This window comes from Gillisia hiemivivida (assembly GCF_007997295.1).
In the GTDB taxonomy this organism is placed as follows: domain Bacteria; phylum Bacteroidota; class Bacteroidia; order Flavobacteriales; family Flavobacteriaceae; genus Gillisia; species Gillisia hiemivivida.
Window position 1 is genome coordinate 1 of the sequence record NZ_VORY01000017.1, and the last position, 26653, is coordinate 26653.

At 34.5% G+C, this 26653-nt stretch carries 21 protein-coding genes; 13 read left to right on the forward strand and 8 right to left on the reverse strand.

The window, feature by feature from the left end; genetic code table 11:
* Positions 1-514 precede the first annotated feature (514 nt).
* Positions 515-1204, reverse strand: coding sequence for a DUF4294 domain-containing protein (locus tag ES724_RS12470; protein WP_081661877.1), 690 nt, complete (start codon positions 1202-1204; stop codon positions 515-517).
* A gap of 199 nt (positions 1205-1403) precedes the next feature.
* Here ES724_RS12470 and ES724_RS12475 point away from each other — a divergent pair, with 199 nt between their 5' ends.
* The 3 genes from ES724_RS12475 to ES724_RS12485 all read left to right on the forward strand — a co-directional run bounded on the left by ES724_RS12475 (position 1404) and on the right by ES724_RS12485 (position 4689).
* Entirely contained in the window at positions 1404-2492 is a 1089-nt protein-coding gene (locus ES724_RS12475; protein WP_146933412.1) for a M42 family metallopeptidase, read from the forward strand.
* Between the two features lie 135 nt (positions 2493-2627).
* Complete coding sequence (locus tag ES724_RS12480; protein WP_146933414.1) at positions 2628-3719, forward strand: DNA topoisomerase IB; 1092 nt, start codon at positions 2628-2630, stop codon at positions 3717-3719.
* Between the two features lie 211 nt (positions 3720-3930).
* The gene (locus tag ES724_RS12485; protein ID WP_146933416.1) at positions 3931-4689 is read left to right on the forward strand and encodes a glycoside hydrolase family 16 protein; all 759 of its coding nucleotides are present in this window, start codon (positions 3931-3933) and stop codon (positions 4687-4689) included.
* Positions 4690-4703: 14 nt separating this feature from the next.
* On the opposite strand, the gene ES724_RS12490 is transcribed toward ES724_RS12485, so the two are convergent.
* Both ES724_RS12490 and ES724_RS12495 read right to left on the reverse strand, forming a co-directional pair.
* Positions 4704-5663 (reverse strand): phosphoribosylaminoimidazolesuccinocarboxamide synthase, encoded by a 960-nt coding sequence (locus ES724_RS12490; RefSeq protein WP_146933418.1) that lies wholly within the window; start codon positions 5661-5663, stop codon positions 4704-4706.
* 66 nt (positions 5664-5729) lie between these two features.
* Positions 5730-6686, reverse strand: coding sequence for a PhoH family protein (locus ES724_RS12495; protein WP_146933420.1), 957 nt, complete (start codon positions 6684-6686; stop codon positions 5730-5732).
* 199 nt (positions 6687-6885) lie between these two features.
* Here ES724_RS12495 and ES724_RS12500 point away from each other — a divergent pair, with 199 nt between their 5' ends.
* The 5 genes from ES724_RS12500 to dnaN all read left to right on the forward strand — a co-directional run bounded on the left by ES724_RS12500 (position 6886) and on the right by dnaN (position 11767).
* Positions 6886-7719, forward strand: a complete 834-nt coding sequence (locus tag ES724_RS12500; RefSeq protein ID WP_146933422.1) for an SAM hydrolase/SAM-dependent halogenase family protein — start codon at positions 6886-6888, stop codon at positions 7717-7719.
* Positions 7720-8016 carry a putative quinol monooxygenase gene (locus tag ES724_RS12505; RefSeq protein ID WP_146933424.1) on the forward strand — a complete coding sequence of 99 codons (297 nt, stop codon included), beginning with the start codon at positions 7720-7722 and terminating at the stop codon, positions 8014-8016.
* A 27-nt stretch (positions 8017-8043) separates the two neighbouring features.
* The gene (gldF, locus tag ES724_RS12510) at positions 8044-8781 is read left to right on the forward strand and encodes a gliding motility-associated ABC transporter permease subunit GldF (RefSeq protein ID WP_146933426.1); all 738 of its coding nucleotides are present in this window, start codon (positions 8044-8046) and stop codon (positions 8779-8781) included.
* A gap of 3 nt (positions 8782-8784) precedes the next feature.
* A complete protein-coding gene (gene gldG / locus ES724_RS12515; protein WP_170249895.1) occupies positions 8785-10458 on the forward strand; it encodes a gliding motility-associated ABC transporter substrate-binding protein GldG in 1674 nt (557 codons plus the stop codon).
* 190 nt (positions 10459-10648) lie between these two features.
* Positions 10649-11767: a DNA polymerase III subunit beta gene (dnaN, locus tag ES724_RS12520; RefSeq protein ID WP_026838919.1), complete on the forward strand. Its 1119-nt coding sequence runs from the start codon at positions 10649-10651 to the stop codon at positions 11765-11767.
* 947 nt (positions 11768-12714) lie between these two features.
* On the opposite strand, the gene ES724_RS12525 is transcribed toward dnaN, so the two are convergent.
* Positions 12715-13053, reverse strand: a complete 339-nt coding sequence (locus ES724_RS12525; protein WP_146933428.1) for a DUF4870 domain-containing protein — start codon at positions 13051-13053, stop codon at positions 12715-12717.
* Between the two features lie 104 nt (positions 13054-13157).
* Here ES724_RS12525 and mnmE point away from each other — a divergent pair, with 104 nt between their 5' ends.
* From mnmE to ES724_RS12545, 4 genes are all read left to right on the forward strand, one after another.
* Entirely contained in the window at positions 13158-14648 is a 1491-nt protein-coding gene (gene mnmE / locus ES724_RS12530) for a tRNA uridine-5-carboxymethylaminomethyl(34) synthesis GTPase MnmE (protein WP_146933430.1), read from the forward strand.
* A gap of 331 nt (positions 14649-14979) precedes the next feature.
* On the forward strand, positions 14980-15825 hold the full coding sequence (locus tag ES724_RS12535; protein WP_146933432.1) for a universal stress protein: 846 nt from the start codon (positions 14980-14982) through the stop codon (positions 15823-15825).
* Positions 15826-16143: 318 nt separating this feature from the next.
* Positions 16144-16557 carry a (deoxy)nucleoside triphosphate pyrophosphohydrolase gene (locus ES724_RS12540; RefSeq protein WP_146933434.1) on the forward strand — a complete coding sequence of 138 codons (414 nt, stop codon included), beginning with the start codon at positions 16144-16146 and terminating at the stop codon, positions 16555-16557.
* Positions 16554-19697, forward strand: a complete 3144-nt coding sequence (locus tag ES724_RS12545) for a DEAD/DEAH box helicase (protein ID WP_146933435.1) — start codon at positions 16554-16556, stop codon at positions 19695-19697. Before ES724_RS12540 ends, ES724_RS12545 begins: the two co-directional genes overlap by 4 nt.
* 200 nt (positions 19698-19897) lie before the next feature.
* Here the strand turns inward: ES724_RS12545 and ES724_RS12550 are convergent, their stop codons facing one another.
* From ES724_RS12550 to ES724_RS12565, 4 genes are all read right to left on the reverse strand, one after another.
* On the reverse strand, positions 19898-21052 hold the full coding sequence (locus ES724_RS12550) for a porin (RefSeq protein WP_146933437.1): 1155 nt from the start codon (positions 21050-21052) through the stop codon (positions 19898-19900).
* Positions 21053-21545: 493 nt separating this feature from the next.
* Entirely contained in the window at positions 21546-22817 is a 1272-nt protein-coding gene (locus ES724_RS12555; RefSeq protein ID WP_146933439.1) for a hypothetical protein, read from the reverse strand.
* Between the two features lie 626 nt (positions 22818-23443).
* Positions 23444-24211 (reverse strand): spondin domain-containing protein, encoded by a 768-nt coding sequence (locus ES724_RS12560; RefSeq protein ID WP_146933440.1) that lies wholly within the window; start codon positions 24209-24211, stop codon positions 23444-23446.
* Positions 24212-25060: 849 nt separating this feature from the next.
* Entirely contained in the window at positions 25061-25456 is a 396-nt protein-coding gene (locus tag ES724_RS12565; protein WP_026838185.1) for an NUDIX hydrolase, read from the reverse strand.
* A 483-nt stretch (positions 25457-25939) separates the two neighbouring features.
* Between ES724_RS12565 and ES724_RS12570 the strand changes: the two genes are divergently transcribed.
* A complete protein-coding gene (locus ES724_RS12570; protein ID WP_010228566.1) occupies positions 25940-26149 on the forward strand; it encodes a hypothetical protein in 210 nt (69 codons plus the stop codon).
* The last annotated feature ends 504 nt before the right edge of the window (positions 26150-26653 follow it).

A 26653-nucleotide genomic window follows, 5' to 3' on the forward strand; every position in this document is an offset into this window, starting at 1 on the left:
TTAAGAACTTCGTCTCTTAAAACTTACATCATATTCTCACTAATCAAGGAACTTTTTGTGCCGCTAAACGCGGCTGCAAATATACCAACTTTAAATTCATTCCGGCAAACTTATTTTAAACTTTTTTAAAGTTAATTTCTAACTCTAAAAACGCTTGAATCTCCCAGTATACAATGAACTTAGCCTCCAAATCAACTACTCGTTGATCGCTTAGCGGGTGCAAATATACGCCCTCTTTTTTCTTTACCACAAGCTTTTCTAGAAGTATTTTTGAAAATAATTTTAATCTTTTCTTAATAGTTTGGTACAACGGGAGTTACCGGGAAAGTTTTTTTCTTCATTTACGGGACTGAAAGGTTTTTAATATAATAAAAGGTATCAGTGATGCCCGCGCGTTAGGGATTGAAGCGGTAGCTCCCAATGGAACTTTGTGGAATTGGGACTACAAGCATAAAGCCCGGCCCCGAGTTTTACGAGGGGAAACGCCCAAAGAAATATGAGAAATAACCATAAACTACCTACCTGCAGTCCATTTATTGGTAAGCTCGTGGAAATTAAAATCCAACAGACTAGGTTGCGGCTCTAATATTTTAGATTGAAAAGAGCGTTGTAGGATATCTTCTATTAAATAGTCTTCTTGATTGGATTCTGGATGATACTCTTCTTTTAACGATATATCGAATAAACTGGCAGTGGAATTATACCAGAAGGCACGCCAACCACTTTTTAGTTCTTTAATAAGACTGTAGGCCGTTACTCCGGTTTGCCTATGGACAAGTTTAACCAGGATCTGACCTTCGGTGTGGGTCAACTTTTTAAGTTCTGCAGAAAATTGATCATCGATATAATTCTGCACTATTTTAGTATACCTCTTTCTATCTCGTTTAGATTTAATTTGATCCAACCTAGATTCCAACTCCAACAAACGTTCTGAAGCTAATTTGGCATAAGGATATACTTTTCGAGTCTTTCTCCTTAATATAAGGTATTTCCTGCGATCCAGATCTGACTTGAATTTTAGTTTACCTAGAATAAGCACCTCATCTAAATCTATTGTTTCACGGACTAGTGTATCACCCACAACAATAAAATACTCCTTTTGTATAGTATCTTGTTCTTGAATAGTGTCTCGCTCTGGATTCTTAGTTTGACTCCATGCATTTAACAGAAGAAAAAAGAAAATATATGTTAGCTTAAATTTCAAATCGCAATCTTTTAATTTTGAATACCATTTACTAAAACCATTCCAAATTTACAATTATTGCACTTGCATAAAATTTTATTCTTATTAAATTCGTACTAAATATTATGTATTCTAGCTCTTTTTAGCTTATACTACGAAGGATACTAGTTTCCAGAAAATTTTTAAAAACGGTAATTTAAAAGAAATAATAAAACAAACTATGACAAAGAAAGATCTGCTTGATGAAAAATCTATGGAGTTCCTTGAGAAATATCTAAACAACGCCTCCCCTACAGGTTACGAATGGGAAGGACAAAAAATTTGGATGGATTATCTAAAACCCTATGTAGATGAATTTATAACCGATACTTATGGTACAGCAGTGGCTGTTATTAATCCTAAAGCTAAATTTAAAGTTGTTATTGAAGGACATGCCGATGAGATCTCATGGTATGTTAATTACATTTCTGATGAAGGCTTTATATATGTAATAAGAAATGGAGGAAGTGATCATCAAATAGCTCCTTCTAAAAGAGTAAATATCCACACCAAGAACGGTATTGTAAAAGGTGTTTTTGGATGGCCTGCTATACATACCAGAAATAAAGAAAAAGAGGAAACTCCCAAATTGGATAATATCACTATAGATGTTGGTTGTACTACCAAAACAGAGGTTGAAGAATTAGGAGTGCATGTTGGTTGTGTGATCACTTATCCAGACGAATTTTTTATTCTTAATGACAACAAGTTTGTATGTAGAGCATTAGATAATAGAATGGGTGGTTTCATGATTGCTCAGGTGGCAAAACTTTTAAAGGAGAATAAAAAGAAACTTCCTTTTGGACTTTACATTACTAATTCGGTTCAAGAAGAAATTGGTTTACGTGGAGCCGAAATGATCACTCAGCTTATTAAACCAAATGTGGCAATTGTTACAGATGTAACTCACGATACCACTACCCCAATGATCGATAAGAAAACAAATGGATTTGCGAAAATTGGTGCCGGTCCAGTTATTTCTTATGCGCCTGCTGTTCAAAATAAATTAAGAGAGCTTATAATAGATACGGCTGAAAAAAAGGATATTCCTTTTCAAAGAAGCGCGTCTTCTCGTGCCACAGGGACAGATACTGATGCTTTTGCTTATAGCAATGGCGGAGTGCCATCGGCTCTTATTTCTTTGCCTCTACGCTATATGCATACTACCGTAGAAATGGTGCATAGAGACGATGTAGAAAATGTTATCAGATTAATCTATGAAAGTCTTCTAAATATTAAAGACGGAGATACTTTTAGTTACTTCGAATAAGAATTATTAGTTCTCTAAATCTTTTTAAAACGGTTGCTTCTATTATAAAGAAGCAACCGTTTTTGGTTTATTGAATTTTCACATATAATTATAATCTGTTTGTTTTGAAACCGTTTATATTTAAATAAAAAATCAATGACTTTAACAAAAGATGAAATTGATGATCTAATAAATGATCCTGAGGAGGCTGCAAGCATTGCAAACCTCATCTATATCTCTGAAGCTAATCTTAGTGTGACGCGAAAAAAATGTGGTCGCGGCTATACCTATAATAGAAATGGGAAGAAGATCATGACTGGCCGGGAATTAGATAGGTATAAAAGCTTGGTTATTCCGCCAGCATGGAGAAATGTGAGAATATCCCATCTCAAAAACGGACATCTACAAGTAGTTGGTTTGGATGATAAAAGTAGAAAACAATATATGTATCATCCCACCTGGTCTGAATTACGGAATAAAACCAAATTCTTTAAAATGATCACTTTCGGAAATGCATTAACCAAAATCAGAAAAAAGGTAGATGAAGATCTAGATCAATCTATCATGAATGAACGTAAGATCTTAGCTTTGATAATTCGCTTAATGGAAGAAACACATATTAGAGTTGGAAATGAATACTATGCTAAAGAAAACAAGACTTACGGATTAAGCACACTAAGAACCCGACACGTAAAAACTTCTAAAAGCAAGATGAAATTTGAATTCGTTGGGAAAAAAGGCAAGGAACATTCAATTACAATTACCGATAAGAAACTGATAAAACTGGTAAATCAATGTGAAGATATTCCAGGCTGGGAACTATTTAAATTTTATGATGAGCATGGAGAGAAACATTCAATTGATAGTGGAATGATAAACAATTATATTCAGGAAATTAGCGGGGATAGCTTTACAGCTAAAGATTTTAGGACATGGGCGGCTTCAAAAATATATTTTGAGACGCTGCATGAAATCGGATATAAAGAGAATGAAAAAGAAAATGCAAAAGCAATACTAGAAGCTATAGATGCAGCAGCAGAAGGGCTTGGGAATACAAGGGCGGTTTGCAGGAGCTATTATGTACATCCATTTATAACTGAAAATTATGAAAATGGAGAGATCGTTCCCTATTTTGAGAAAGTGAAAAATACAGATAAGAAGAATGATATATCTCTTTCCAGTTCAGAAAAGGTATTGTTAAACATGATAGGTAAATATCAAATAGAATTAAACGACATATCCCCATAATTTTCTATATATAAATCAAGAACCTCGGGGCAAGCCCACGAGGGATGTCCCGATGGTTCGGGAGGAAAATACTTTTAAAAATTCGAGGTAAGCCCGCCTGAATGAGATTCTTCTCGGGCAGGTCTCGGGGAATTAAACCCTCAATGAGGGATTAAAATATATTTGGCTGGCATACTTTTAGCAAGTTGAACTATTCAAAATCAAGTCTGGCATGTCAAAATATTTATATTTTATTATATTAATTTCTACTACTATGATCTCCCAGAACAGAAATTTAGAATGGACAGAAGAGTTTAATGGAAAAAAGATAAATACCGATATTTGGAATTTCAAGAAAGGCTTGGGCCATAATAACGAAGAACAATATTATACCTCCAGAGCTAAGAACATTCGAATTGAGGAAGGAATGCTAATTATTGAAGCAAGAAAAGAAAAATTTAAAGGATCTAAATATACTTCTGCTAGAATAAATACAATCGGCAACAAACTTTTTAAATATGGTAGAATTGAAATAAGAGCAAAATTATCTGAAGGAAAGGGAACATGGCCAGCAATTTGGATGTTAGGAGAGAACAGGCAACGAGATGGTTACCCTGCATCCGGTGAAATAGATATAATGGAACATGTAGGAAAATCTCCAACCGAGATTCATGGAGCTATTCACTATCCAGAATTAGATAATAAGAAATTGAATTCTTCAGTAAGTAGTTTTGAAATACCTTCTTCTAAAGACGGTTTTCATAGGTATGCTATTGAATGGGACCAAAAAAGTATCAATTATTTTATAGATGAACAGCTGTTTCACTGCTTTACTATTGAAGATGCCGAGAGAGAAGGGCGAGAGAATATCTTTAAAAAACCATTTTATCTTATTATAAATTTAGCTCTTGGAGGAAATTGGGCCGGAGAAATAGACGATTCCATTTTTCCAGCCCGTTTTTATGTAGATTATGTAAGGTATTATCAGTAGATAAACTTTGAAACCTATGTATTTCTATGTTTTAAGTAGTCCAAAACGTTGCTTTCTATGCGAGCTTCTATATTAGAAAGATCTGCTTTCTCGAATGGGAATCCTGTGATCTTTTCATAGAGTTCTATATACCTTTCTGAAACTGTATCTATATAAGCATCACTCATTTCTGGAACTGACTGACCTTCTAAGCCTTGAAAGTTATTTTGAATAAGCCATTGTCTCACAAATTCTTTAGATAATTGTTTCTGGATCTCTCCGTTTTTCTGAAGCTCTTCATATCCTTCAGCATAAAAATAACGGGAAGAATCTGGGGTATGAATTTCATCTATCAAAACAATTTCTCCATCTGCAGTTTTCCCGAATTCGTATTTAGTATCTACAAGAATTAGGCCTCTGGAAGCAGCAATTTCACTTCCTCTTTGAAATAGTTTGTTAGTATAATCCTCAAGAAACTTATAATCTTCTTTAGAAACAATGTGTCGCTTTAGAATATCTTCTTTTGAAATGTCCTCATCATGATCGCCCATTTCAGCTTTCGTTGCTGGAGTTATAATAGGATCTGGGAATTTGTCGTTCTCCTTCATTCCATCTGGCATAGAAACTCCGCATAGTATACGTTTTCCTGCTTTATATTCTCTTGCTGCATGGCCAGATAAATAACCGCGTATTACCATTTCTACCTTAAAAGGCTCACATTTTTTTCCCACCGCCACATTAGGATCTGGAGTTGCTTCCAACCAATTAGGAACTATATCTTGAGTTGCAGCCATCATTTGTGTTGCAATCTGATTTAAGATCTGACCTTTATAAGGAATACCCTTAGGCATTACCACATCAAAAGCAGAAAGCCTATCTGTTGCAACCATAACCAAAAGGTCATTTTCTAAATGATATACTTCTCTAACCTTTCCTTTATAAACTTTTTGCTGTCCTGGAAAATTGAAATTGGTATCTATTATAGTATTCTTCATGAAAATTATAAAATCTCAACAAAGAGATCGTTTTATTATTCTATTGAATTAAATTGAATTCTGAAATTAATTTTCAGCGTGTTCTATTTTCTTGTATGCTGCAATGATGCTTTTAACCAGCTTGTGTCTTACAACATCTTTATCATCTAAATAGACCATTCCAATACCTTTGGTATCTTTAAGTACAAGTAATGCTTCTTTTAAACCAGAAACTGTCCTCCTTGGTAAATCTATTTGCCCTGGATCGCCCGTGATCATAAATTTTGCGCTTTTCCCCATCCTAGTGAGAAACATCTTCATTTGAGCATGAGTGGTATTTTGCCCTTCGTCCAAGATCACAAAGGCGTTATCTAAAGTTCTCCCACGCATAAATGCTAAAGGAGCAATTTGAATAATTCCTTTTTCTATAAAAACCTCCAATTTTTCATGCGGAATCATATCTCTAAGCGCATCATAAAGAGGTTGCATATAAGGATCTAGTTTCTCTTTAAGATCTCCCGGTAGAAATCCTAGGTTTTCCCCTGCTTCAACAGCAGGTCTGGTTAGAATAATACGTTTTACCTGCTTCTCCTTAAGTGCCTTTACGGCAAGTGCCACGCCCACGTAAGTTTTTCCTGTACCTGCGGGACCAATAGCAAAGACCATATCATTCTTCATGGCGAGTTCTACCAACTTTCGTTGATTGGCAGTTTGAGCTTTTATTAGCTTACCTCCCACTCCATGTACTAAAGTTTGTCCGCTCTCTGAAGAGGATGAATACTCATCTCTTCCATTACTGGAAAGAACGCGTTCAATCACATTTTCATCTAGGGCGTTGTACTTAACAAAATGATCCATTAACATTGTAAATCGCCTATCAAACTCCTCTAGCATGTCTTCATCGCCATAAACCATGATCTTGTTACCACGAGCAACGATCTTTAATTTTGGATAATACTTTTTGAGAAGTTCAATGTGTTCATTTTGTTGTCCAAAGAAATCTCTTGGACTAATTTCGGAAAGTTCGATAATGAGTTCGTTCAAAAGCAGTAGGTTTAAAGTTAGATTTTTAAATCATTTATAGTTTTTACTGGAGTAACAATGTAAGATTTTACTTGATGAAATTTGTCTATTTTTATATAAATTTAATCAGGATTTGGATGAAATAAATTTATCTTCGCCTGTATTACAAACTTACAATAAATAACAAGCTTCACCTTTAAAAAAATATCAACAATTGCCTATGGCTATCATTACTTTAACGACAGATTTTGGGGAAAAAGATCACTTCGCTGGAGCCGTTAAAGGTACTATCTATTCAGAAATGGATGATGTACGTATTGTTGATATTTCGCATTCTATCTCGCCTTTTCATATTACAGAGGCTTCCTATATTATAAAAAATGCCTACAGATGTTTCCCTAAGGGAAGTATTCATATAATCGGGATCGATTCAGAATTAACTCCGGAAAATAAGCACCTTGCTATATTACTGGACGATCATTATTTTATATGTGCAAACAATGGTATTCTTTCTTTGATCGCTTCAGAAATCAAGCCTGAAAAGATCGTAGAGATCAATATCCATAACACGGTAGAAACCAATTTTCCAGTTCTGGATGTTTTTGTGAGAGTAGCTTGTCATATCGCTCGCGGAGGCACCTTGGAAGTAATTGGAAAGTCTATAGAAAAAATTAAATATTTAAAAGAGATAGAGCCTTATATAAATTCTGATAAAAATCAGATTGTTGGCCATGTGCTTTATATAGATAATTATGGGAATGTTGTAACCAATATTACACGGAAGATATTTGAAAATGTTGGGAAAGGCAGAAAATTTAAGATTATGGCACGAACGGCAAAATTTTCTAATATTTATACCACCTATAGTGATGCTATAGATTTTAAACAGGAGAAAGATAAACGCGAAGAAGACGGAAAAAAATTGGCCATCTTCAATTCTGCTGGATATATAGAACTTGCCATTTATAAAAGTAATCCTAGCACTGTAGGAAGTGCCTCTACCCTATTTGGACTAGAGCTTAGGGACACGGTAACCATAAAATTTGAATCTTAGATGTTTATACGAATAGTAAAAATGGGCTTTCAGCCAGAAAAAGTTGAAACCTTTTTAAGCGATTTTAAATCTATAAAAACCAAAGTGAGAGGTTTTGAAGGTTGTCTTTTTTTAGAACTTTACAGAGATAAAAGCAATACAAATCAGTTTTTTACGTATAGTTATTGGGAAAATGAACAAGCTCTAGAGAATTATCGAAATTCAGATCTTTTTAAAGTAGTCTGGAAAAACACCAAACAATATTTCAATCAGAAACCAGAAGCCTGGAGTGTAGACAAATTAGTGAGTCTAGACTAAGAATATAGGTTAGAAAAATAAGCAGCATTGATAGCCATCCTCAACAAAGAAATACGATCCTTTTTTTCGGCTCCAACCGGCTATTTAGTAGTTGGAATGTTTTTGACGCTTTGTAGTCTATTTCTGTTTGTTTTTACTGGCTCTTATAATATTTTAGATAACGGATTTGCAGATCTTAAACCATTTTTTGATCTCGCACCCTGGATCTTTCTTTTCTTGATCCCTGCCATCACCATGAAAAGTTTTGCTGAAGAAAAGAAGCAAGGCACCATGGAACTATTGCTTACCAAACCTATTGGCACCTGGAATCTAGTAACTGGGAAATTTTTTGGAGCTTTTATAGTGACCTGTATTGCCATTCTTCCTTCTCTATTATATGTTTTTACAATTTATAAGCTTGGTGATCCATCTGGAAACTTAGACATTGGCGCTACTTTAGGCTCTTATTTTGGGCTTTTGCTATTAGCTGCAACTTATACCGCCATAGGTGTATTTGCTTCAGCTTTTACTAGTAACCAGATCACAGCTTTTATAGTCGCTGTTTTTCTATGCTTCCTATTATTCTTTGCTTTTGAAGGAGTTGCCGACTTTAAAATATTTGGAGATTCCACTTATGGGATAGAGTATTTAGGAATGAGTTATCATTATAAAAGCATGAGTCGTGGGGTAATAGACACTAGAGATATCATCTATTTTATCAGTCTAATACTCCTGTTTATCTCATTCAGCTATTTCAAGATCTATTCAACAAAAACTAACACCTAGCTCTTGAAGAATTTGACAAAATATAAGTGGATTTTTATAGTGATCTTAGGATTGCTATTTGTGAATATCATTGCCTCCAAAGTCCATTCCAGGTTCGACCTTACTAAGGATCATAGGTACACCCTATCTCCTGCTGCTAAAACTATTATAGCTAAAATTGAATCGCCTATAATAATCGATGTTTTCTTAAAAGGAGCTTTTCCACCTGAATTCAGAAGATTACAAAATGAAACCAAGCAATTTCTAGAGGAAATGGCTGCTTATAATTCCAATGTAAAATTCAACTTTATAGATCCATTGGCAGAAGGTGATGATGCGAATGCTGTGGCTCAGGAATTTTACGAATTAGGAATGACGCCTGCACGTATTAGTGTGATGGAAAATGGAAAAGCAAGCGAATCTATTATTTTCCCCTGGGCAATAGCTAATTTTAATAACAAGACTGTAAAGATCCCATTGCTTAAAAATAAGTTGGGAACAACAGATGAGGAACGCGTAAATAATTCGGTTCAGCAAATGGAATATTCCTTTGCAGATGCCATAGGGCAATTGGTAGAGCCCAAAAAGAAAAAGATCGCCATTATGCGCGGAAATGGAGAGTTGGGAGATGCTTATATCGCCGATTTCATTAAAACTATTAGACAGTATTATTTTGTTGCACCATTTACTTTAGATTCTGTTGGCAATTATCCTAACAAAACTCTGGAAGATCTAAAAGAATTCGATCTTATAATTGAAGCTAAACCCACACAAGCGTATTCCGAAAAAGAGAAGCTGGTCTTAGATCAATACCTTATGAGTGGAGGGAAATCCCTATGGTTGGTAGAGCAAACTGCTATGGAAAACGATAGTTTGTTCAATCCGCGTGGAAGTGCTTTTGCATTGCCAAGAGATCTCAATTTAAATGACTTCTTCTTCTCTTACGGCTTACGCATTAATCCTGCCTTGGTGAACGATATTTATTCGGCGCCCATCGTTCTGGCGAGTGGAAATGGAAATGACACTCAGTTTTCTCCTTATCCCTGGTTCTACAGTCCGCTAACTACTTCTCCAAACGCACATCCAATAATCAATAATATAGAAGCGGTAAAATTTGAATGGGCCAATCCTATAGATATTTTAGGAAACGACATTGAAAAGACCGTACTCCTTTCTAGTTCTCCTCAATCCAAAATAGAAGGAACTCCACGAGAAATAAGTTTAAAATTATTGAATACTCCACCAGATCTTTCCACTTATACCGCAGGGGAATTACCATTGGCTGTATTATTGGAAGGAGAATTCAAATCTGTTTACAAGAACAGGGTAAAGCCTTTTGATCTGAATGAGGCTATAGATAATGGAAAACAAACCAAAATGATAGTCATCTCAGATGGTGATGTTATAAAAAATCAGCTTCAGAAAGGGCAGCCTTTAGAGTTAGGCTTCGATCGATTTACAGGAAACACCTACGGAAATAAGGAGTTTTTGCTGAATTCTGTAAACTATCTTTTAGACGATTCAGGATTAATAGATATTAGATCTAAAGAAATAAACATCGCTTTTTTAGATTCTGAAAAGACAGCTCAAGAGCGTGAAAAATGGCAAGTTATAAATCTTGTGATTCCGTTACTATTGTTAGGAATTGGTGCTTTTGTCTTTACCTACTTCAGAAAAAAACGCTATTTAAAAAATTAGACTTTTGGTTCATAACTATTAGTCAAGATTAAATATTAACAAAATTCTATACAATATTTTCAAGAAGCCTTTAATTTCAAGGAGTTGACATAAATAATTTCATTTTTTCTGTTAATAAAATATCACCTATTACACTTCAGTTTTTAAAGGATTAAGATATATTTGTATTGATTAAATAACCGTTAGATCCATGAAATTTATAGTATCCAGTACGTATTTATTAAAACAGCTTCAAATATTAGGAGGCGTTATTAACAATAATAACACCCTTCCTATTTTAGATAACTTTTTATTCCAATTAAAAAAGGACGAATTAACGGTATCTGCTTCCGATCTAGAGACTACTATGTCTTCAAAATTGAAAGTAGAATCAGATTCTGAAGGTTCTATCGCTGTTCCTGCAAGATTGTTATTGGAAACCTTGAAAACGTTCCCAGAACAACCACTTACTTTTGTAGTAGAAGATAACAACACCATAGAATTAAGCTCCAACCACGGGAAATATGCCTTGGCGTATGCAAATGGGGAAGAATTCCCAAATGCTGTGGAATTGAGTGATCCAAGCAGTACTATTATTCAAGGAGATGTACTAGCTATGGCAATTAGCAAGACCATTTTCGCTTCTGGAAACGATGATCTTAGACCTGTAATGAGCGGAGTGTTCTTTCAATTCTCTACAGAAGGTTTAACTTTTGTAGCTACAGATGCTCACAAATTGGTGAAATATTCCAGAGAAGATGTAACGGCTTCTCAGGCAGCAGAATTCATTATGCCTAAAAAACCTTTGAATCTTTTAAAAGGAATTTTAGCAGGAAGCGAAACCGATGTACTTATTGAATACAATGAGTCTAATGCAAAATTCATTTTTGAAGACACTCAATTGATCTGTAGATTGATCGATGGGAAGTATCCAAACTACGAAGCGGTTATTCCAAAAGAGAACCCGAATAAATTGGTGATAGATAGAAGTCAGTTCTTGAGCTCTGTAAGAAGGGTATCAATTTTCTCAAATAAAACTACTCACCAGGTTCGTTTAAAGATCGCTGGTGCCGAGTTAAATATTTCAGCAGAAGATATAGATTACAGCAACAAGGCTGAAGAACGTTTAACTTGTTCTTATCAAGGTGACGATATGCAAATTGGGTTTAACTCTCGTTTTTTAACCGAGATGTTGAATAACCTAAATGCAAATGAAGTTCAGTTAGAAATGAGTTTACCAAACCGTGCCGGGATCTTAACTCCGGTAGATGGATTGGACGAAGGTGAAAAGATCACTATGCTTGTTATGCCGGTAATGTTGAATAGTTAGAGGAGTGAAGAGTGAGGAGTGATAAAAAAAGTAAATTAAAAAAAAGTCTGCCTTTGTGGCGGGCTTTTTTTTAATTTAAATGTGAACTTTTTCTTTTCGTCATGCTGTCCCGAAGCTTCGAGAGTTTCAGTATCTCAGTAATTTCAGATGAGATCCTGCAATGAATTACCATTGACGTATTTTTCGTTGCCCCAAATAAGAGACCCTGAAACTAGTTCAGGGCGACGATACTGTTTTAACTGCCGTCATGCTGAACTCGTTTCAGCATCTTTCAAACGTCAATTTACTACGCTAGATAATTTTTTTTATCATGGGTCTACCATTTGACGTATTTTTCGTTGCCCCAAATAAGAGACCCTGAAACTAGTTCAGGGCGACGATACTGTTTTAACTACCGTCATGCTGTCCCGAAGCATCGGGAGTTTCAGCATCTTTCAAACGTCAATTTACTACGCTAGATAATTTTTTTTATCATGGGTCTACCATTTGACGTATTTTTCGTTGCCCGAAATAAGAGACCCAGAAACTGGTTACCATTGGCGTAATTCCAAGAATCTGAAATATACTCCCTTTGGTCGGTATTGATTTTTTTAATATTTGAGATTGTTCATTTTTTTGTTTGTCCAAATCCCGATAGCAATCGGGAGAAACAAAAGAAAAGGACACTTTTTTGTAGGTGTTTCCAATTACGCTGCCGCATAATTGGAATCGTACTTCCCCGGCTAAATTTTCTCCAAGCCCGCCTGAACGGAACGGGCAGGGCTTCGAAAATTTTACGCCAGGGAAGTACTACACTTGCAAAAAAGAAGTTTTTAAAAAAATAAATCAGCTAGAAACAATCATACGTCAAAAACCTACGCTAGATAATTTTTTTATCATGGGTCTCAGTATGACGCTTTTCTACTTTTAGAAATTGTTCTTTTAAGTTTAATATAATTCTGAAAAAATTACTTTATAAACTCAATAGAAAGTGGATAGTTAGGTATTTCCCCATTGCTAACCTTAATAGCATTTAAGATCGGGAAAAGGATAGCTACGATACCAATACCAATTAACAGAAATATACCTAATCCAAATAATAGGATCAATGGAATACAGAAAATGGAATAAATAAATATACTGATCTGAAAATTAAGGATCATTTTGCCATGGGCATCCATCCCAAAGACTTTATCTTTTTGGGTGAGCCAAATTACTAAAGGCACTATAAAACCACCTATCAATGTAACCAGGTCCAGTAACTGACTTAAATGTGTTAATACTAATAATTGATTGTCTTCTCTCATGATGTTTGTTTGATTGATGAATATATCCTATAAGTAGTGAATTTAAGAAATATGTTACAAGCTTAGGATTAAACAAGCTCTCATTTCTTTACTATCTTTGCCGCATGATTTTAAACGATACCATAGTAGCTTTGGCTACCCCATCTGGTTCAGGGGCAATTGCAGTGATACGTGTTTCTGGTCCAGAAGCAATAAATATAGTTTCCCCACTTTTCGTGGCAAAGTCTAAAAAAGAATTAAAAAAGCAGCCTACACATACGCTTCATTTAGGAAATATCATTGACGGAGCACGTATTATAGATGAAGTCTTGGTATCTATATTTCATGGGCCTAAGAGTTATACGGGAGAACATACAATTGAGATCTCTTGTCACGGAAGTCAATATATCCAACAAGAGATCATTCAGTTATTAATTCGGAATGGGAGTCGCTCTGCGGAAGCAGGGGAATTTACTTTAAGAGCTTTCCTGAATGGAAAAATGGATCTTAGTCAGGCTGAAGCTGTTGCAGATCTTATTTCTTCTGAAAATTCTGCGTCTCACCAAATGGCAATGCAGCAAATGCGTGGTGGCTTTTCTAATGAAATTCAGAAGCTGCGTCAGGAACTTTTAAATTTTGCTTCTCTAATAGAACTGGAGCTCGATTTTGCTGAAGAGGATGTGGAATTCGCTAACAGAGATGAGTTTCAGAATTTAGTAACTCGTATCCAACAAGTGCTTAAAAAACTGATCGATTCCTTTGCAGTTGGAAATGTGCTAAAAAACGGAATTCCTGTTGCTATTGTTGGGGAGCCGAATGTGGGTAAATCTACCTTGCTGAACGCACTGCTAAATGAAGAGCGCGCCATCGTTTCAGAAATTGCAGGAACTACTCGTGATACTATTGAAGATGAAATAAGTATTGGCGGAATAGGTTTCAGATTTATAGATACCGCAGGAATCCGTGAAACTCAGGATATAATTGAAGGCCTTGGAATAAAAAAGACCTTCGAAAAGATAAGTCAGTCGCAGGTGGTAATTTATCTGCTAAGTGCAGATAAGCTCGGTCATGCTGAACTTGTTTCAGCATCTCAAGAATCAGAGACCCCAAAATCTCCCGATGCCTCGGGACAGGGTGACGTTGCTTTTACAAAAAATATCCAAGTAGAACTCCGAAAGATCCATAATCAGTTTCCACAAAAGCCATTGCTTATTATTGTAAATAAAGTGGATACGCTAGAACCAAAAGAGTTAGAAAATTTACAACAAGAATTAGAAGTCATCTCTCGAGGAGTTGAGAAATCTCAATACCTACTGCTATCTGCTAAAACGGGAATGGGCGTAGAAGAACTACAGCAAAAATTATTGCAATTCGTGAATACTGGCGAGTTAAGGAACAATAATACTATTGTGACCAATAGCAGGCATTATAATGCGTTGCTTAGCGCTTTAGAAGAGATCAACAAGGTACAACAAGGATTAAATGATAATCTTTCTGGAGACCTTATGGCAATAGATATCCGCCAGGCTTTATATCATTTTGGAGAGATCACCGGAGAAATCACCAACGATGACCTACTAGGAAATATCTTTGCTAACTTCTGTATTGGCAAGTAAACAGTAAATCTTACTTGTATTCATTTGATATCAAATGACATCATATTCTTTTAAACAGGGGCTTCACAGCCTCTTCACTATTTAATTAGTTTTCTCATATTAATCTATTGTGCACCCCGTTATTAAATTTTACATACAAGAGTTACAAAGTGCATTCTAATTCCAGGCCATTCCATTAAGAAACTAAGTTTGAAATAGTAAAATACCACATAGCAGCTGGTTGATTACTTATTTCCTTTGTTTAAATCAGGTTTTTCCGCTGGAAAATAGAAATATTGAGAAATTAGTTTTAGTATATTTACAGAAATCCCTTAATAATTCATTTTATTCTATGGAAAAGAAAATTCTTATTCCTACCAATTTCACCAAACATGCATGGAATACCTTGGTGTATGCTTTAAATCTTTACAAAAACATTCCCTGTACTTTTTTTATTCTGAATGTTTATGAAGCTCCAGCAAGAATCTCACTAAGTAAAAACAATAACACCGAACTGGAAGCAGCAAAGGCTGAATCGGAAAAAGGATTACAGAAGATTCTTCAAGGTTTAAATTTCAGACAAGAAAACGAGAAGCATCAGTTTGAAACAATATCGCGAAATAAAGATCTCGATGAAGCCATGCAGGAATGTATAGATACGCACAATATAGATTTGATCTTAATGGTTTCCCGGGGCGAAAATGTTTCGATAAACGCCTCTTTTGAGAATGAAATTTCAGAAGTGACGGAAAAGGTAGAAAATTGTCCCTTTTTAGTTCTACCCGAACTAATGCAAGAATTACCAGAATCCAACAGAGAAATAGTTTTTCCAACCACTTTTAAATTTGCGTTTAAAAATAAAGATGTTGTAGCGCTTATAGATATGACTATTTATTTAAATGCCAGCATCAGGGTCTTGTATATTGATACCGATGGCAGGCCGCTCACTACAGAGCAGGAACAAAACAGAGAAACGCTGAAAACCCATTTTGCTGAAGTTGATTTCAGCTTTCATAAACTCACGCAAACTACGGCTACTATGGGTGTTCATTTATTTATTGAAAGTAGGGCAAGTAATTTTCTGGCACTTTATAAACGAAAGCAGGGGTTTTTCCGCAAACTCTTTCCAAAGCGAATTAAAGAAGACATCGATTTTAATCCAAAGGTGCCGGTATTGATTTTAAAGGAATTGGAATAGGTATTGAGTCGTAAAAATGAAATTTGAAGCCGCTAAGCTTGAAGAATATATATCCCTGGTTACATAGAAATAGCTTCTAAAATCTTTTTTTAGCTGAAGTGGTTAGAGTTGAGATATTTTTTTAGCTTTACTAGCTGATGTATCTTGCTTATTCGAGTTTCCCCTACATTTCGCGATTTCCAAGAATTTTTAAAATTTCATCATAAACTTAATTATCCATTAGATATATCATGAGTTCCTTAATTTAAACCGAGGTAATTATTTGGTTTTAATTATTAATTAAGGTTCATTAATCAATCCAACGCGAAGGTTTCAAAGATGAATTTACTTTCAAAATTAAATATCCTTAAAGTTTCATGTGCAATTATTGAGATGGAGGGTAAAATTCTTTGTGCGCAACGAAGTGAAATTATGAAACTTCCATTAAAATGGGAATTTCCCGGTGGTAAAAAAGAAAAGAATGAAAGCTATAAAGAATGTCTTAAAAGAGAAATTAAAGAAGAATTAGATCTTGAGATTGAAATAGTGGAAAGACTTCCATCATTTACTTATAGGTTTTTAAACAAGGAGAGAATCAAATTAATCCCATTTAGATGCAAAGCACTATCCCGGGATATCAATCTAACCGAACATCAAGAAATTAAATGGCTTGGTAAGGAACAACTTAAAAAATTAGATTGGGCTGAGGCAGATATACCTATTGTTAATTATTATATACAAAATTATAAATGAGTTTTGAAACAGGTCTCTACGAGCAATTAATAAATAATATTGTATCAAGTAATTTAAATAAAATTGATTCCGAGAAATTTCATATTAGTGAAACATTTCTAGATAAAGAGGAGGCAGCGCAATATTTAAGCATGTACTTAACGGGAATTATTAAGTATGCGCTTAATGACATTAAATCTCCCGATAAGATATTAAAGCAGATTGAACTAGCGAATAAAATAATTAACCTACTAACAGAAGAACTTGGGGATGTTGAATTCTCAAACAATTTAATAGTAAACGAAGGTAGAATTTTACAAGCTATATTTTCCAAACTTGACTTCCCGTATTCCAATCTAAATGATCGTTTAAAAGAAATCACACCATATACCCGATTAAGTCAAAGTGAATTATTTACTGGAAACAATGTTGGAATTTCTTTGGAAAGCGAATTAAGAAAAGAAATATTATCTGCTGATGAAATATATTGGTTAGTTTCTTTTATAAAATATTCTGGAATAAGAATTTTCAAAAAAGAATTAGAAGAATTTACAAATAGCGGAAAGAAATTAAACATCATTACTACATCTTATATGGGTGCAACGGATGTTAAAGCAATTGAATACCTTTCTACTCTACCTAATACAAGCATTAAGGTTTCATATAATTCTGAGCATGAAAGGCTACATGCCAAAGCATATTTATTTATTAGAAACTCAGGGTTTAATACTGGATATATTGGTTCATCAAATTTATCAAGGTCAGCATTAACAAATGGACTAGAATGGAACCTAAAGGTAACCTCTCAAGAAATTAGTCATATTATTGAAAAGTTTCAAAAAACCTTTGAGACCTATTGGGAAGATCCAGAATTCGAATATTACACCCAAGGCTTGGATAAATTAAAATTAAGTAAAGCACTTAAAAGACAAAGTAACTTTGGAACAAATCAAATCACAAGTTTCTTTGATTTAAAACCTTACCCCTATCAAGAGGAAATATTATCTAAACTGCAATCTGAAAGAGTTATTCATAATAGAAATAAAAATTTATTGGTTGCAGCTACTGGAACTGGAAAAACAGTTGTCTCTGCTTTTGATTTTAAAAGATTCAACAAAGAGAATCCTAATTCTAAATTTTTATTTATTGCTCACAGAAAAGAAATATTAGTACAAGCCCAAAGAACTTTCCAACATGTTTTGAAGAATGCAAACTTTGGGGAATTATGGGTAGATGGAATTGAGCCGGTAACTTATAATCAGCTTTTCGCCTCTGTTCAAACCATGAAAAGCAGAATGAGTAATTTAAATTTAGATAAAGATTTTTATGATTATATAATAATTGATGAAGTTCATCATATTAAAGCCAATAGTTATAGACCCATTTTAAAGACTTTTGAACCTAAAATACTTCTTGGATTAACAGCAACCCCTGAAAGAATGGATGGCGGGGATATCACTGAAGATTTTCATAACAAAATTGCTGCTGAAATTCGCCTTCCCGAAGCACTAAATCGGAAGTTGCTTTCGCCATTCCAATACTTTGCCCTTTCCGATACTGTAGATTTAACTAATATAAAATGGAATGGAAAATATGATATATCTGAGTTAACCAAGATTTACACGGAAAGTGACCGTAGAGTTGCTGATATAATAAAAAATTGCGAAGAATATTTGACGGATATAAGGGATGTACAGGCCTTGGGATTTTGTGTTAGTCAGGAACATGCAAAATATATGGCAGAAAAATTTGTGTCAGCAGGATTAAAGGCAGAGTATTTAGTTAGCAACAATAGTTCTTCTCGAGAAGCCATTCGAAATAAACTTTCTAATAAAGAAATCAACTATCTATTCGTTGTAGATATATTTAATGAAGGAGTAGATATCCCAGATATAGACACAGTTTTATTTTTAAGACCAACCGAAAGTCTTACAGTGTTTTTACAGCAATTAGGCCGCGGGTTGAGGCTTGCAGAGAATAAGGATTGCTTGACTGTATTAGATTTTGTGGGTAATGCTCGTCCAGAATATGATTTCGAGCATAAGTTTAGAGCCTTAGTAGGGAAAACTCATACGTCCATTATAAAGGAAATTGAAGATGAATTTCCTCACCTGCCTTTAGGTTGTTCTATTGTCCTAGAGAAAAAAGCTAAAGAAATCATCATTAGAAATATAAAAGAAGCGACTGAATTTAGAAGACCTCAGTTACTTCAAAAGATTAAGAACTTTAAACATGTAACTACCCTTCCTTTAACCTTATTTAATTTTTTAGAATTTCATAATCTAGATATCAGACAGGTTTACAGAAAAGGAAGCTGGAAAAGATTGTGCGCAGACGCAGGCGAAATAAAAGATTTTAAAGACCCACAAGAAAAAGAAATTACCAGCTGTTTGCAGAAAAAATTAATTCACTGTAATTCAATTAGTTATTTATCATTTCTTTTAAAATTAATTAAGGAGAATTTTAAGGATACTATTTATTCTAAAGAAGAAGAAATTATGCTTCTTATGTTTCATTACGATATATGGCAAGAATCTGGTTTGAAACTCAGATTTAAAACCATTCAAGAAAGCTTACAAACATTACGTAATAATGAAACTATGCTTCAAGAGATGGTTGAATTTGTAAAGCACTTAATCGATAAAATAGAATTTATAGAAAAGGACATTGATTTAAAATTTCCTTATCCACTTAAAATACACAGCAAATATAACAGAGAGCAAATTTTAGTTAGTTTAGGTTTGAGCACTTTTGAGAAGCAATCTTCTAATCGAGAAGGTGTTGCACTTCAAAAAGATCTCAATCTTGAAGCGCTTTTTATAACCCTAAAGAAAACTGAAAAAGACTACTCTCCGACTACGATGTATGAAGATTATGCATTAAGTAACCAGCTTATACACTGGCAATCGCAAAATAGTACCGCACCATTATCTCCAAAAGGAGCATCTTATATAAATCATAAAGTAGATGGTAAAAAAATTTTTATTTTTATAAGGGAACAAAATAGTGATGAATACGGATTCACAATGTCATATACATTTTTAGGAGAAGCAGATTTTATAAAATCAAAAGGAGAAAAACCTATGAATATAGAATGGAAATTAAATGAACCAATGCCTTCCTTTCTTTTAAAAGAAAGTCAGAAATTGGCAGTTGGATAATTTCCATTAGTTAAGATAATCCTTTATTCAAAAGAACGATAGTGGAAAAATTATGGTGGAAAACCTGCGTATAATTTCATCCAAATCCAAAACACCTAAACCAATAAGGTTATTAGGTGGTATAATTTCAATTTTATCTCTGAAATCTTTTAGCACTCCTAAATATTCCTGAAGGCCTAATAGTTTAATGCTGAAGAATCTTACAATAACAATAAGGGAGCAATAAAGCCAAGCCTTACTTCATTTCTGTTATAATTAGCTGCACCAAAATTTTCTATAGCATAATTGGTATGATCATAATACCTGCCGATATAAGCGAAGAAAAACCGGACATCAATATTTTTAAATGGACTGTAATATACGGTAGGCACCATTCCATAGCTCGTTCTAAGGTGGTTTCGGTCGCTTGTGAAGTCACTATAGGCGCTGCTGGTCATAAGACTTAATAATCCTGTAAACTTTGGACTGATACGGTATTCTGCTCTTAACCAGTTTTCTATATATCCCGAATCTTCAGCCACTGTATCGCTACCGAGAATATTTGTAACAATACCCTTCGTATCGATCTCTTCGTAGCTGTAATTAAAGTCATACATCAAAGTCAGGTTACGGTTTTGATATTTGTTACCTAAAGTAAAAAAATAGGTGCCTCTTTTTTTTACCTGATTGGAATAACTCAAGCTATAAATGGTTTGAAATTTTTCATTGAAAAAGCTTCCTCGCCAGTTTCCAACAAGTGCCACCGGCCAGTCAGGTTCTTGGATATTTTCTGCAACTACATCCCGATAAAGGTCGTCATAAAGCATGGTACGCGAGTTTAGCACCTGGAATCCGAATTTGTGATGTTTTGAATTTTGGTAAGTAATTCCGACTCCGGTAACAAAAGCCAGGGCATTGCTTTGAATATCATTATATTCCAGAACATCCATAGCCTTGAACTCGTATTCATAACCCCCGTAAAACGCATAGGTCTTTCCCAGTACAATATTAAGGGACGGACTGGCTTTAATGTCTATATAAGCCAATTCAATATTACTGCCCAGTCGATCCAAGGATTGCACATCGCCGCCTTTATTAAAGCGGTTTCTAAAATTAAAGTCCACCCTTTCGTGTAGTTTTGCAGAAATTCCTAGGGCTGTGAACCCATTTTCAAACTGTAAGCCGTTGTAATAAAGATCACTGCCCCTAAAGGTATATGCCTGAAACTCCATTCGCATATCGAATGTGATATTTATATTTTTTAAGAGCTTTTCCTTTTCTATGGAGATAACTGGCTCAGCCAGACTGTCGTTTACCTGCGAGGATCCCATTAGAGGAGTTAATAAAAACAGGCCTATAAAAAATGACTTTATCATAAAATAATAGCTATTTACGATTAAAATTTTAGCATCATTGTGGGCAGAAGTGTCAGCATTCTTAGATGCGTTTGGTTAAATAGTAAAACCTTAATTCTGAAGCACCCATTTAAATTTACTAAATTTTATTGAAATTAGAGTAAGCCAAATAATCGCTTCTTCATTTTTCTGAAGGCTTTTGTTTCCTTTTTTCGATCTGGTATCTAATGTTTAGGGCAATTTTTTTTAGACATAACATCTCAGGTTATGAGTTCTAGTTTAGAAATATTCTGTTGAAAGTCTATTACAAACCCTAGTTCCTCAATCTTTTCTTTGAGTTTCTTGATCTCGTCTTTCTTACTCATCCCAGGCTTCTATAGTTCTAAAGTACTGTGATTTTTGAGCCAGCAATCATAGGATGATCTGGAAACTTGATGTTTACAGGAAGTATGAATAATGGAGATATGTGCCGCGGTTTAACTTCGTAAAATTTTCGATTTCCTGCCAGCCAATTTTAGAAAAAGAACGTGCTCCCGGCTCCATCAAAACGCGGATTGACCACATTATTGAAAATAGACCCAAACCTGTAACGGATCCCAAAACTAGTATAAAATGAATAATTTGAATCGAGCTGTCTCCTTCTGGTTAAAAGATCTTCATTAGAAATATCTCCTTTAGCTATATTCAACTGGTCCCGTTGCAGCGCATAATAACCGCTAAAGTTAAGCGACAGACCCTTGTAAAGACGGAGATCTGCATAACCAGAAAATGTGAGCCTGTTCTTGGAAACATCATGAAAATAATGGCCGTAGGATGCTGAACCGCTTAGTTGCCCCCACTTTTTATTTAAACTTATATCCAGGGAAAGGTTGTGCTTAAACCTCAATTCTTCGGTTTCTAAATAAATGGTTTCTTCGATATAATCGAAATAGGATGGTCCTACTTTATACATCAAACCAACATAATTGCTGTTAGATTCTGAATAAGGAAAGAAATTATATTCTATTGCAGGAGAAAGAGTCCAGGAGGATCTATAATTGCTAAAATCTGATCTAAGAACTTCGATATAACCTCCGGCAGACCAATGATCACCAAGTGACCATACAGTAGTATTGTTTGCCCGGTAATTTTCGTTTGAAAATTCAAAGGCATCTTCCCCTTCCCCAAAACGATTTTTATTCACACTGTAGTTAAGAGATGTTGTAGTTTTAAACTTTTCAGTAATTCTGGATGCTGAAAATCCTGTGCTGAAACTGTTCCTAAAGTAATTCTTATCCCCATTAAGATAACCGTTAAGTCGCGCATTAAATACCCAAAGATTCCACGGATCTTCTTGTTCTTCTTCTGTTCCTTTTCCTGCTTCTCCCTCTTCTTCCTTGAAAGTTATTTGTAAATTTTTTCCTTGCTCTGTTCGGGCAAGATACTTTACAAGACCCAATTTTAGGGTCTGCACCATTTGTTGTCTTTCTTCGTCATCGGTAGCGGTTGCCTGCCTTACGAAAGAAAGTGTATCATTTACCCCAGTGAAAACTTCCCTTCCTGTAAACTGTAAGGTATATTCAAGGCCTCCACTTCCCGTTACCTGAGCATTCGATAAAATAAAAACATTAGACTGGAAACGGTCATTTACATAATCTACAAAGGGAATTTCACGTTTTATAAAATCTTGATCACAATAAGATTGACAGTCCAGAAAAACGCGGATCTTTTTATTATTGCTTTCTACCTGTGAAAAAGAGTATGACAGAGAAAATAAGGCAAAAGCCAGGATGATATATTGTTTCATTAATAATTTTGAGGGAAGTGATAAATTTTTATTTTTATACGAGTAAATATATCAAAAATGCATTAAAACCATCGATTGTATTGAAATTTATAATAAATCTTCAAAAATGGGATCTGCTGCTTAGAGTTTGATCTCTTAAAGCTTTTATTTCCTTACTTCGCGCCATATTAAAACCCAAAAAGTGATAGGAAGAGGATTGCACTTTAACTGGGTTGAATTTTTGATCTCCTGAATTCATGTTAGGATTATGATCGAGAGCTATGATTATGAGGAAAATTATGGACTTATTGTGTGAAATACTTACCGATAGAGAGCATTTCAAGAAATCTGCTGACTTCCCTGAAGATTTTTTTGGAGATTTTAATAGTCTTGGATTAATGAAAACCTTATGAGAAAGAGTCTTCGGTAGCCGGTTGCTGTCTAACGTCGTCTAAGGTTTTACTGCGTTGATTACATGTGAGTATGGATGTTTGAAATATTTTCTTTGCTCTATGATATTAGAGATTATTGAAATTTAAGTTTCTGATGTTATTATCTCTTTTATTGTTTCGAGAAATAAAGGCAATATAAAAAAGCCCTGATTAGAACAGGGCTTCTTTTCATTCATAGCAATTGTCTCTTGGAAATTATTCTATCGGACTTATTACAACGCTCATTATGGTTGAAACATTTGGATAAGTAAATCCATCATCAACAAGATGTACTACTCCATTCTCAGTTGGTCCTGTATTTGGAGCTGGCTGTCTCGGTTTTTGGAATTCCCCTACTCCCGGCTCGGCATTTACCTCAGTACCGGCATCCCATAATTTAAAATGTGACGTAATGTCTCCACTTATTGGCTCCTTATTGGAGTCAAATAGAGCTATCCCTTCTGGGTCCGGAGAAATAAATAAATCGTTGGACTGCACGAACATAGTGGCAAGGTTTAGGAAATCATTATGTTTTGCAGTAATAGTAAATTCGTAAGAGTCCCCAGGAAAGATTGGCCCTTTTGCGTTATCCCCAACTGGTATAGCAAAAATTCCCAAGGAACGAACCTTAGGATCATTTTTTAAGCTCATCGTCAACAATTCCGGAAAACCGTCCTCAGCAAGATTTTCCAAACCTTCTCCAGCTTCAACGCCTACCATAAATAGAGGGGCGCTATTCTTTTTTTGTACTACAAAGGTCCCAGGTGAAAGGATATTAACATATTCTTCTGTTCCTCCAAGGTTGGTAATCGTTACCTTAAATTCAGTAAACGCATTATTCTCGTTGGGTTTAGCTTTGGATTTAGCCTTGGAATTAGCTTCGCTCATGGTGCTGCTTTCTAATGCATCTTCTAAAACTGCGGTGTCTTTGCTGCAACTAAAAAAAAGAGTGCAAATAAAAAAAATGCTTAATAACTTTTTCATAATTTATTTTTTAATGGTTAATAACATCCTTAATTTACGAATCAAATGCCTCATTATAATGGCTTTAGCATCAATTTAGCACCACTTTAATATTACTTTAGCATAAAAGCTTTATCACAATCCAACAAAGATCTAACCGAGAGGAAAAATATTTGACTGTTACATTTATAACTTTTAAAGTTCTGTTTTTAACTTAAAAAAACATTGAGCCTTGCAAACAAATATTTTAAAATAAAGTATGAAGTAAATTTTGCCGAGCTATTAACAATAAATCTGGATGATGATCCTACTAAAGTCTTTTGTTGTGAAGACGTGACCAAAGGATATGTAAAAGCTTCTAACAAGGATCATGAACTTATAAATATAGTAGGCCTTTTTTTAGAACTTCCCTTTTCTATAATATTGCGATGATGGCTATGGCTGTCACTAATTGTAACAGCTTTATACGAATACTTAACTTTTTTCTGAAGATGCCATGAGTTCTAACTTATGTAAAAGCATAGGCTAATATGAATAAAAAAAGTGGCTATATGTGAATATATTTCTGCATCAGTTACAAAAACAGGAATTTCTAATTGGTTTTTTGTTTCATGCGTTAGAATACACAGTATTTCTGTTCGCAAAAAAAGATACATTTTTATTGTTTTTTTGGTGCGTTTTGTTAAGAAAAAATAAATGTGCTGTTTGTGCGGTAGACTTTTTTAGTTCGGATTTTTTTCAGCTTGTAGATAACGGACTTGATTAAAGAAAGTATCGTAGAGTTGGTTCTACTCCCGTCTATTGGTATTATTGGCTTTGTTCTTTTTTAATTGATTTCTAAAATATCACTTTTTTCACAATTACCCGGTATTAATCTAAGTCTCCTTTATCTTTTAAGAAGTCAAATATTATTTTATCAACTGCGGAAACTGAATTAATATCGGCATAGTTCAGCCATTTTATTTCCTCAATTTCATTATTCGCTTTTAGAGTTCCATTAAAGTCTGCCGAATAACAAGTCATTTTAACTATAATTCCATCTTTCATTCCATCAGATTGAGCTTTGAAAGTACCCAAGTATTTATAGGAGTCTGGAATGATCTCCACACTCAGTTCTTCTCGTATCTCCCTGATCAAAGTTTGTTCATCGGTCTCACCTACTTCTCTTTTCCCTCCCGGGAAATAATAGTTGTTCTTCCCTTTAGATCGAGTGCTTAAAACTTGACCACTTTTAATCTTTATCAGGGCTATTTTATCAATTTCCATGTTCATAGCTATATTTTTCAACTACCTATCTACAACAAATTATATAGTAACAAATATAATTTTTAAGATGGCTAATTCCCTGATACACCCTGTAGTTTATTTTCAATATACAGAATCAGCTCTATATTATTTGTGTTAAATAATACGAGTTTTTCTTCCTTTAGTATTTTACACTTTAAAATACTAAATGCTTCTTCTTAACAAGAAAAGAGAAATCACTAATACAAGAGCTTAACAAAGCGGAAATTACAGCAGAAATCCTTACCTTTGCATTTAATTAAAGGAAATGCTGATTTTTGTGAGACTTTCTTAGTCCTTTTGTAACTCAAAATCCATTTAAGCACTTAGATTGGCTGTCCAAAGAATAATTATTGGCTTGAAGAGTAATCATGTTCAAAAAAATTTCTTTTCCTCCTTTTTTTATTATATGTTTAATTATTAAACCTTTAGGCTACATAAATTGTAACCATAGAAATAGCAAATATGGGAAGACCTTCCACTAAACCAAAAGATTTAAGAGACGGATTTTATATAGAAGTTCGAAATAAAAATCAAAGAACGGCCATAAAAATCCGTAGAGATACTAAAGAGCAACTTATACTTGCTATAGAAGAGTATCGTAAAAACAAAGAAGTTACGGTTCTTGGAGAATCCAAGAAAGGTAAAATGATTGAAATTCCTGGGGTAAGCTAGAAGTTATTATTCATTTTTGGAGGTGTACATTCAAATATACACATACAATAAAGGAAGTGCCTTAAAGCGAATTCTTTATTTTTAGACCAAATTGAATCTATACCAAGCAAGATCAAAAAACCTATAGCTTTTCTAGCTTCTGCTTTTTGTAAATCAGCTCCGTCCCTGTAAGTTGCGGTTTCATCTTAAAACTGGAATCTCACGACCAAATAAATTTTGCTGATAAAAATAGCATTATATCAATTTCTGGTACTTAAAAAACAGCTTACAATTAAAAGATCATATTTGATTTAAAAATGATCACGAAGCGGGATGATGGATTTATACTTAAAGGTGCAAATCAAGAACCTCGAAGCAAGCCCGCCCGAACGGTACGGGCGGGCCTACGAGGTATGTCCCGATGGTTCGGGAGGAAAATACTTTTAAAAATTCGAGGCAGGCCCGCCTGAATGTTTCGGGCAGGCCTCGGGGAATTAAACCCTCAATGAGGGATTAAAGATCCTA

Excerpts from the sequence above, each read along its gene's own strand:
- ES724_RS12475 (WP_146933412.1), top strand. The coding sequence starts at position 1,404 with ATGACAAAGAAAGATCTGCTTGATGAAAAATCTATGGAGTTCCTTGAG.
- ES724_RS12480 (WP_146933414.1), top strand. The coding sequence starts at position 2,628 with ATGACTTTAACAAAAGATGAAATTGATGATCTAATAAATGATCCTGAG.
- ES724_RS12485 (WP_146933416.1), top strand. The coding sequence starts at position 3,931 with ATGTCAAAATATTTATATTTTATTATATTAATTTCTACTACTATGATC.
- ES724_RS12490 (WP_146933418.1), bottom strand. The coding sequence starts at position 5,663 with ATGAAGAATACTATAATAGATACCAATTTCAATTTTCCAGGACAGCAA.
- ES724_RS12500 (WP_146933422.1), top strand. The coding sequence starts at position 6,886 with ATGGCTATCATTACTTTAACGACAGATTTTGGGGAAAAAGATCACTTC.
- ES724_RS12505 (WP_146933424.1), top strand. The coding sequence starts at position 7,720 with ATGTTTATACGAATAGTAAAAATGGGCTTTCAGCCAGAAAAAGTTGAA.
- dnaN (WP_026838919.1), top strand. The coding sequence starts at position 10,649 with ATGAAATTTATAGTATCCAGTACGTATTTATTAAAACAGCTTCAAATA.
- ES724_RS12525 (WP_146933428.1), bottom strand. The coding sequence starts at position 13,053 with ATGAGAGAAGACAATCAATTATTAGTATTAACACATTTAAGTCAGTTA.
- mnmE (WP_146933430.1), top strand. The coding sequence starts at position 13,158 with ATGATTTTAAACGATACCATAGTAGCTTTGGCTACCCCATCTGGTTCA.
- ES724_RS12535 (WP_146933432.1), top strand. The coding sequence starts at position 14,980 with ATGGAAAAGAAAATTCTTATTCCTACCAATTTCACCAAACATGCATGG.
- ES724_RS12540 (WP_146933434.1), top strand. The coding sequence starts at position 16,144 with ATGAATTTACTTTCAAAATTAAATATCCTTAAAGTTTCATGTGCAATT.
- ES724_RS12545 (WP_146933435.1), top strand. The coding sequence starts at position 16,554 with ATGAGTTTTGAAACAGGTCTCTACGAGCAATTAATAAATAATATTGTA.
- ES724_RS12550 (WP_146933437.1), bottom strand. The coding sequence starts at position 21,052 with ATGATAAAGTCATTTTTTATAGGCCTGTTTTTATTAACTCCTCTAATG.
- ES724_RS12555 (WP_146933439.1), bottom strand. The coding sequence starts at position 22,817 with ATGAAACAATATATCATCCTGGCTTTTGCCTTATTTTCTCTGTCATAC.
- ES724_RS12560 (WP_146933440.1), bottom strand. The coding sequence starts at position 24,211 with ATGAAAAAGTTATTAAGCATTTTTTTTATTTGCACTCTTTTTTTTAGT.
- ES724_RS12565 (WP_026838185.1), bottom strand. The coding sequence starts at position 25,456 with ATGGAAATTGATAAAATAGCCCTGATAAAGATTAAAAGTGGTCAAGTT.
- ES724_RS12570 (WP_010228566.1), top strand. The coding sequence starts at position 25,940 with ATGGGAAGACCTTCCACTAAACCAAAAGATTTAAGAGACGGATTTTAT.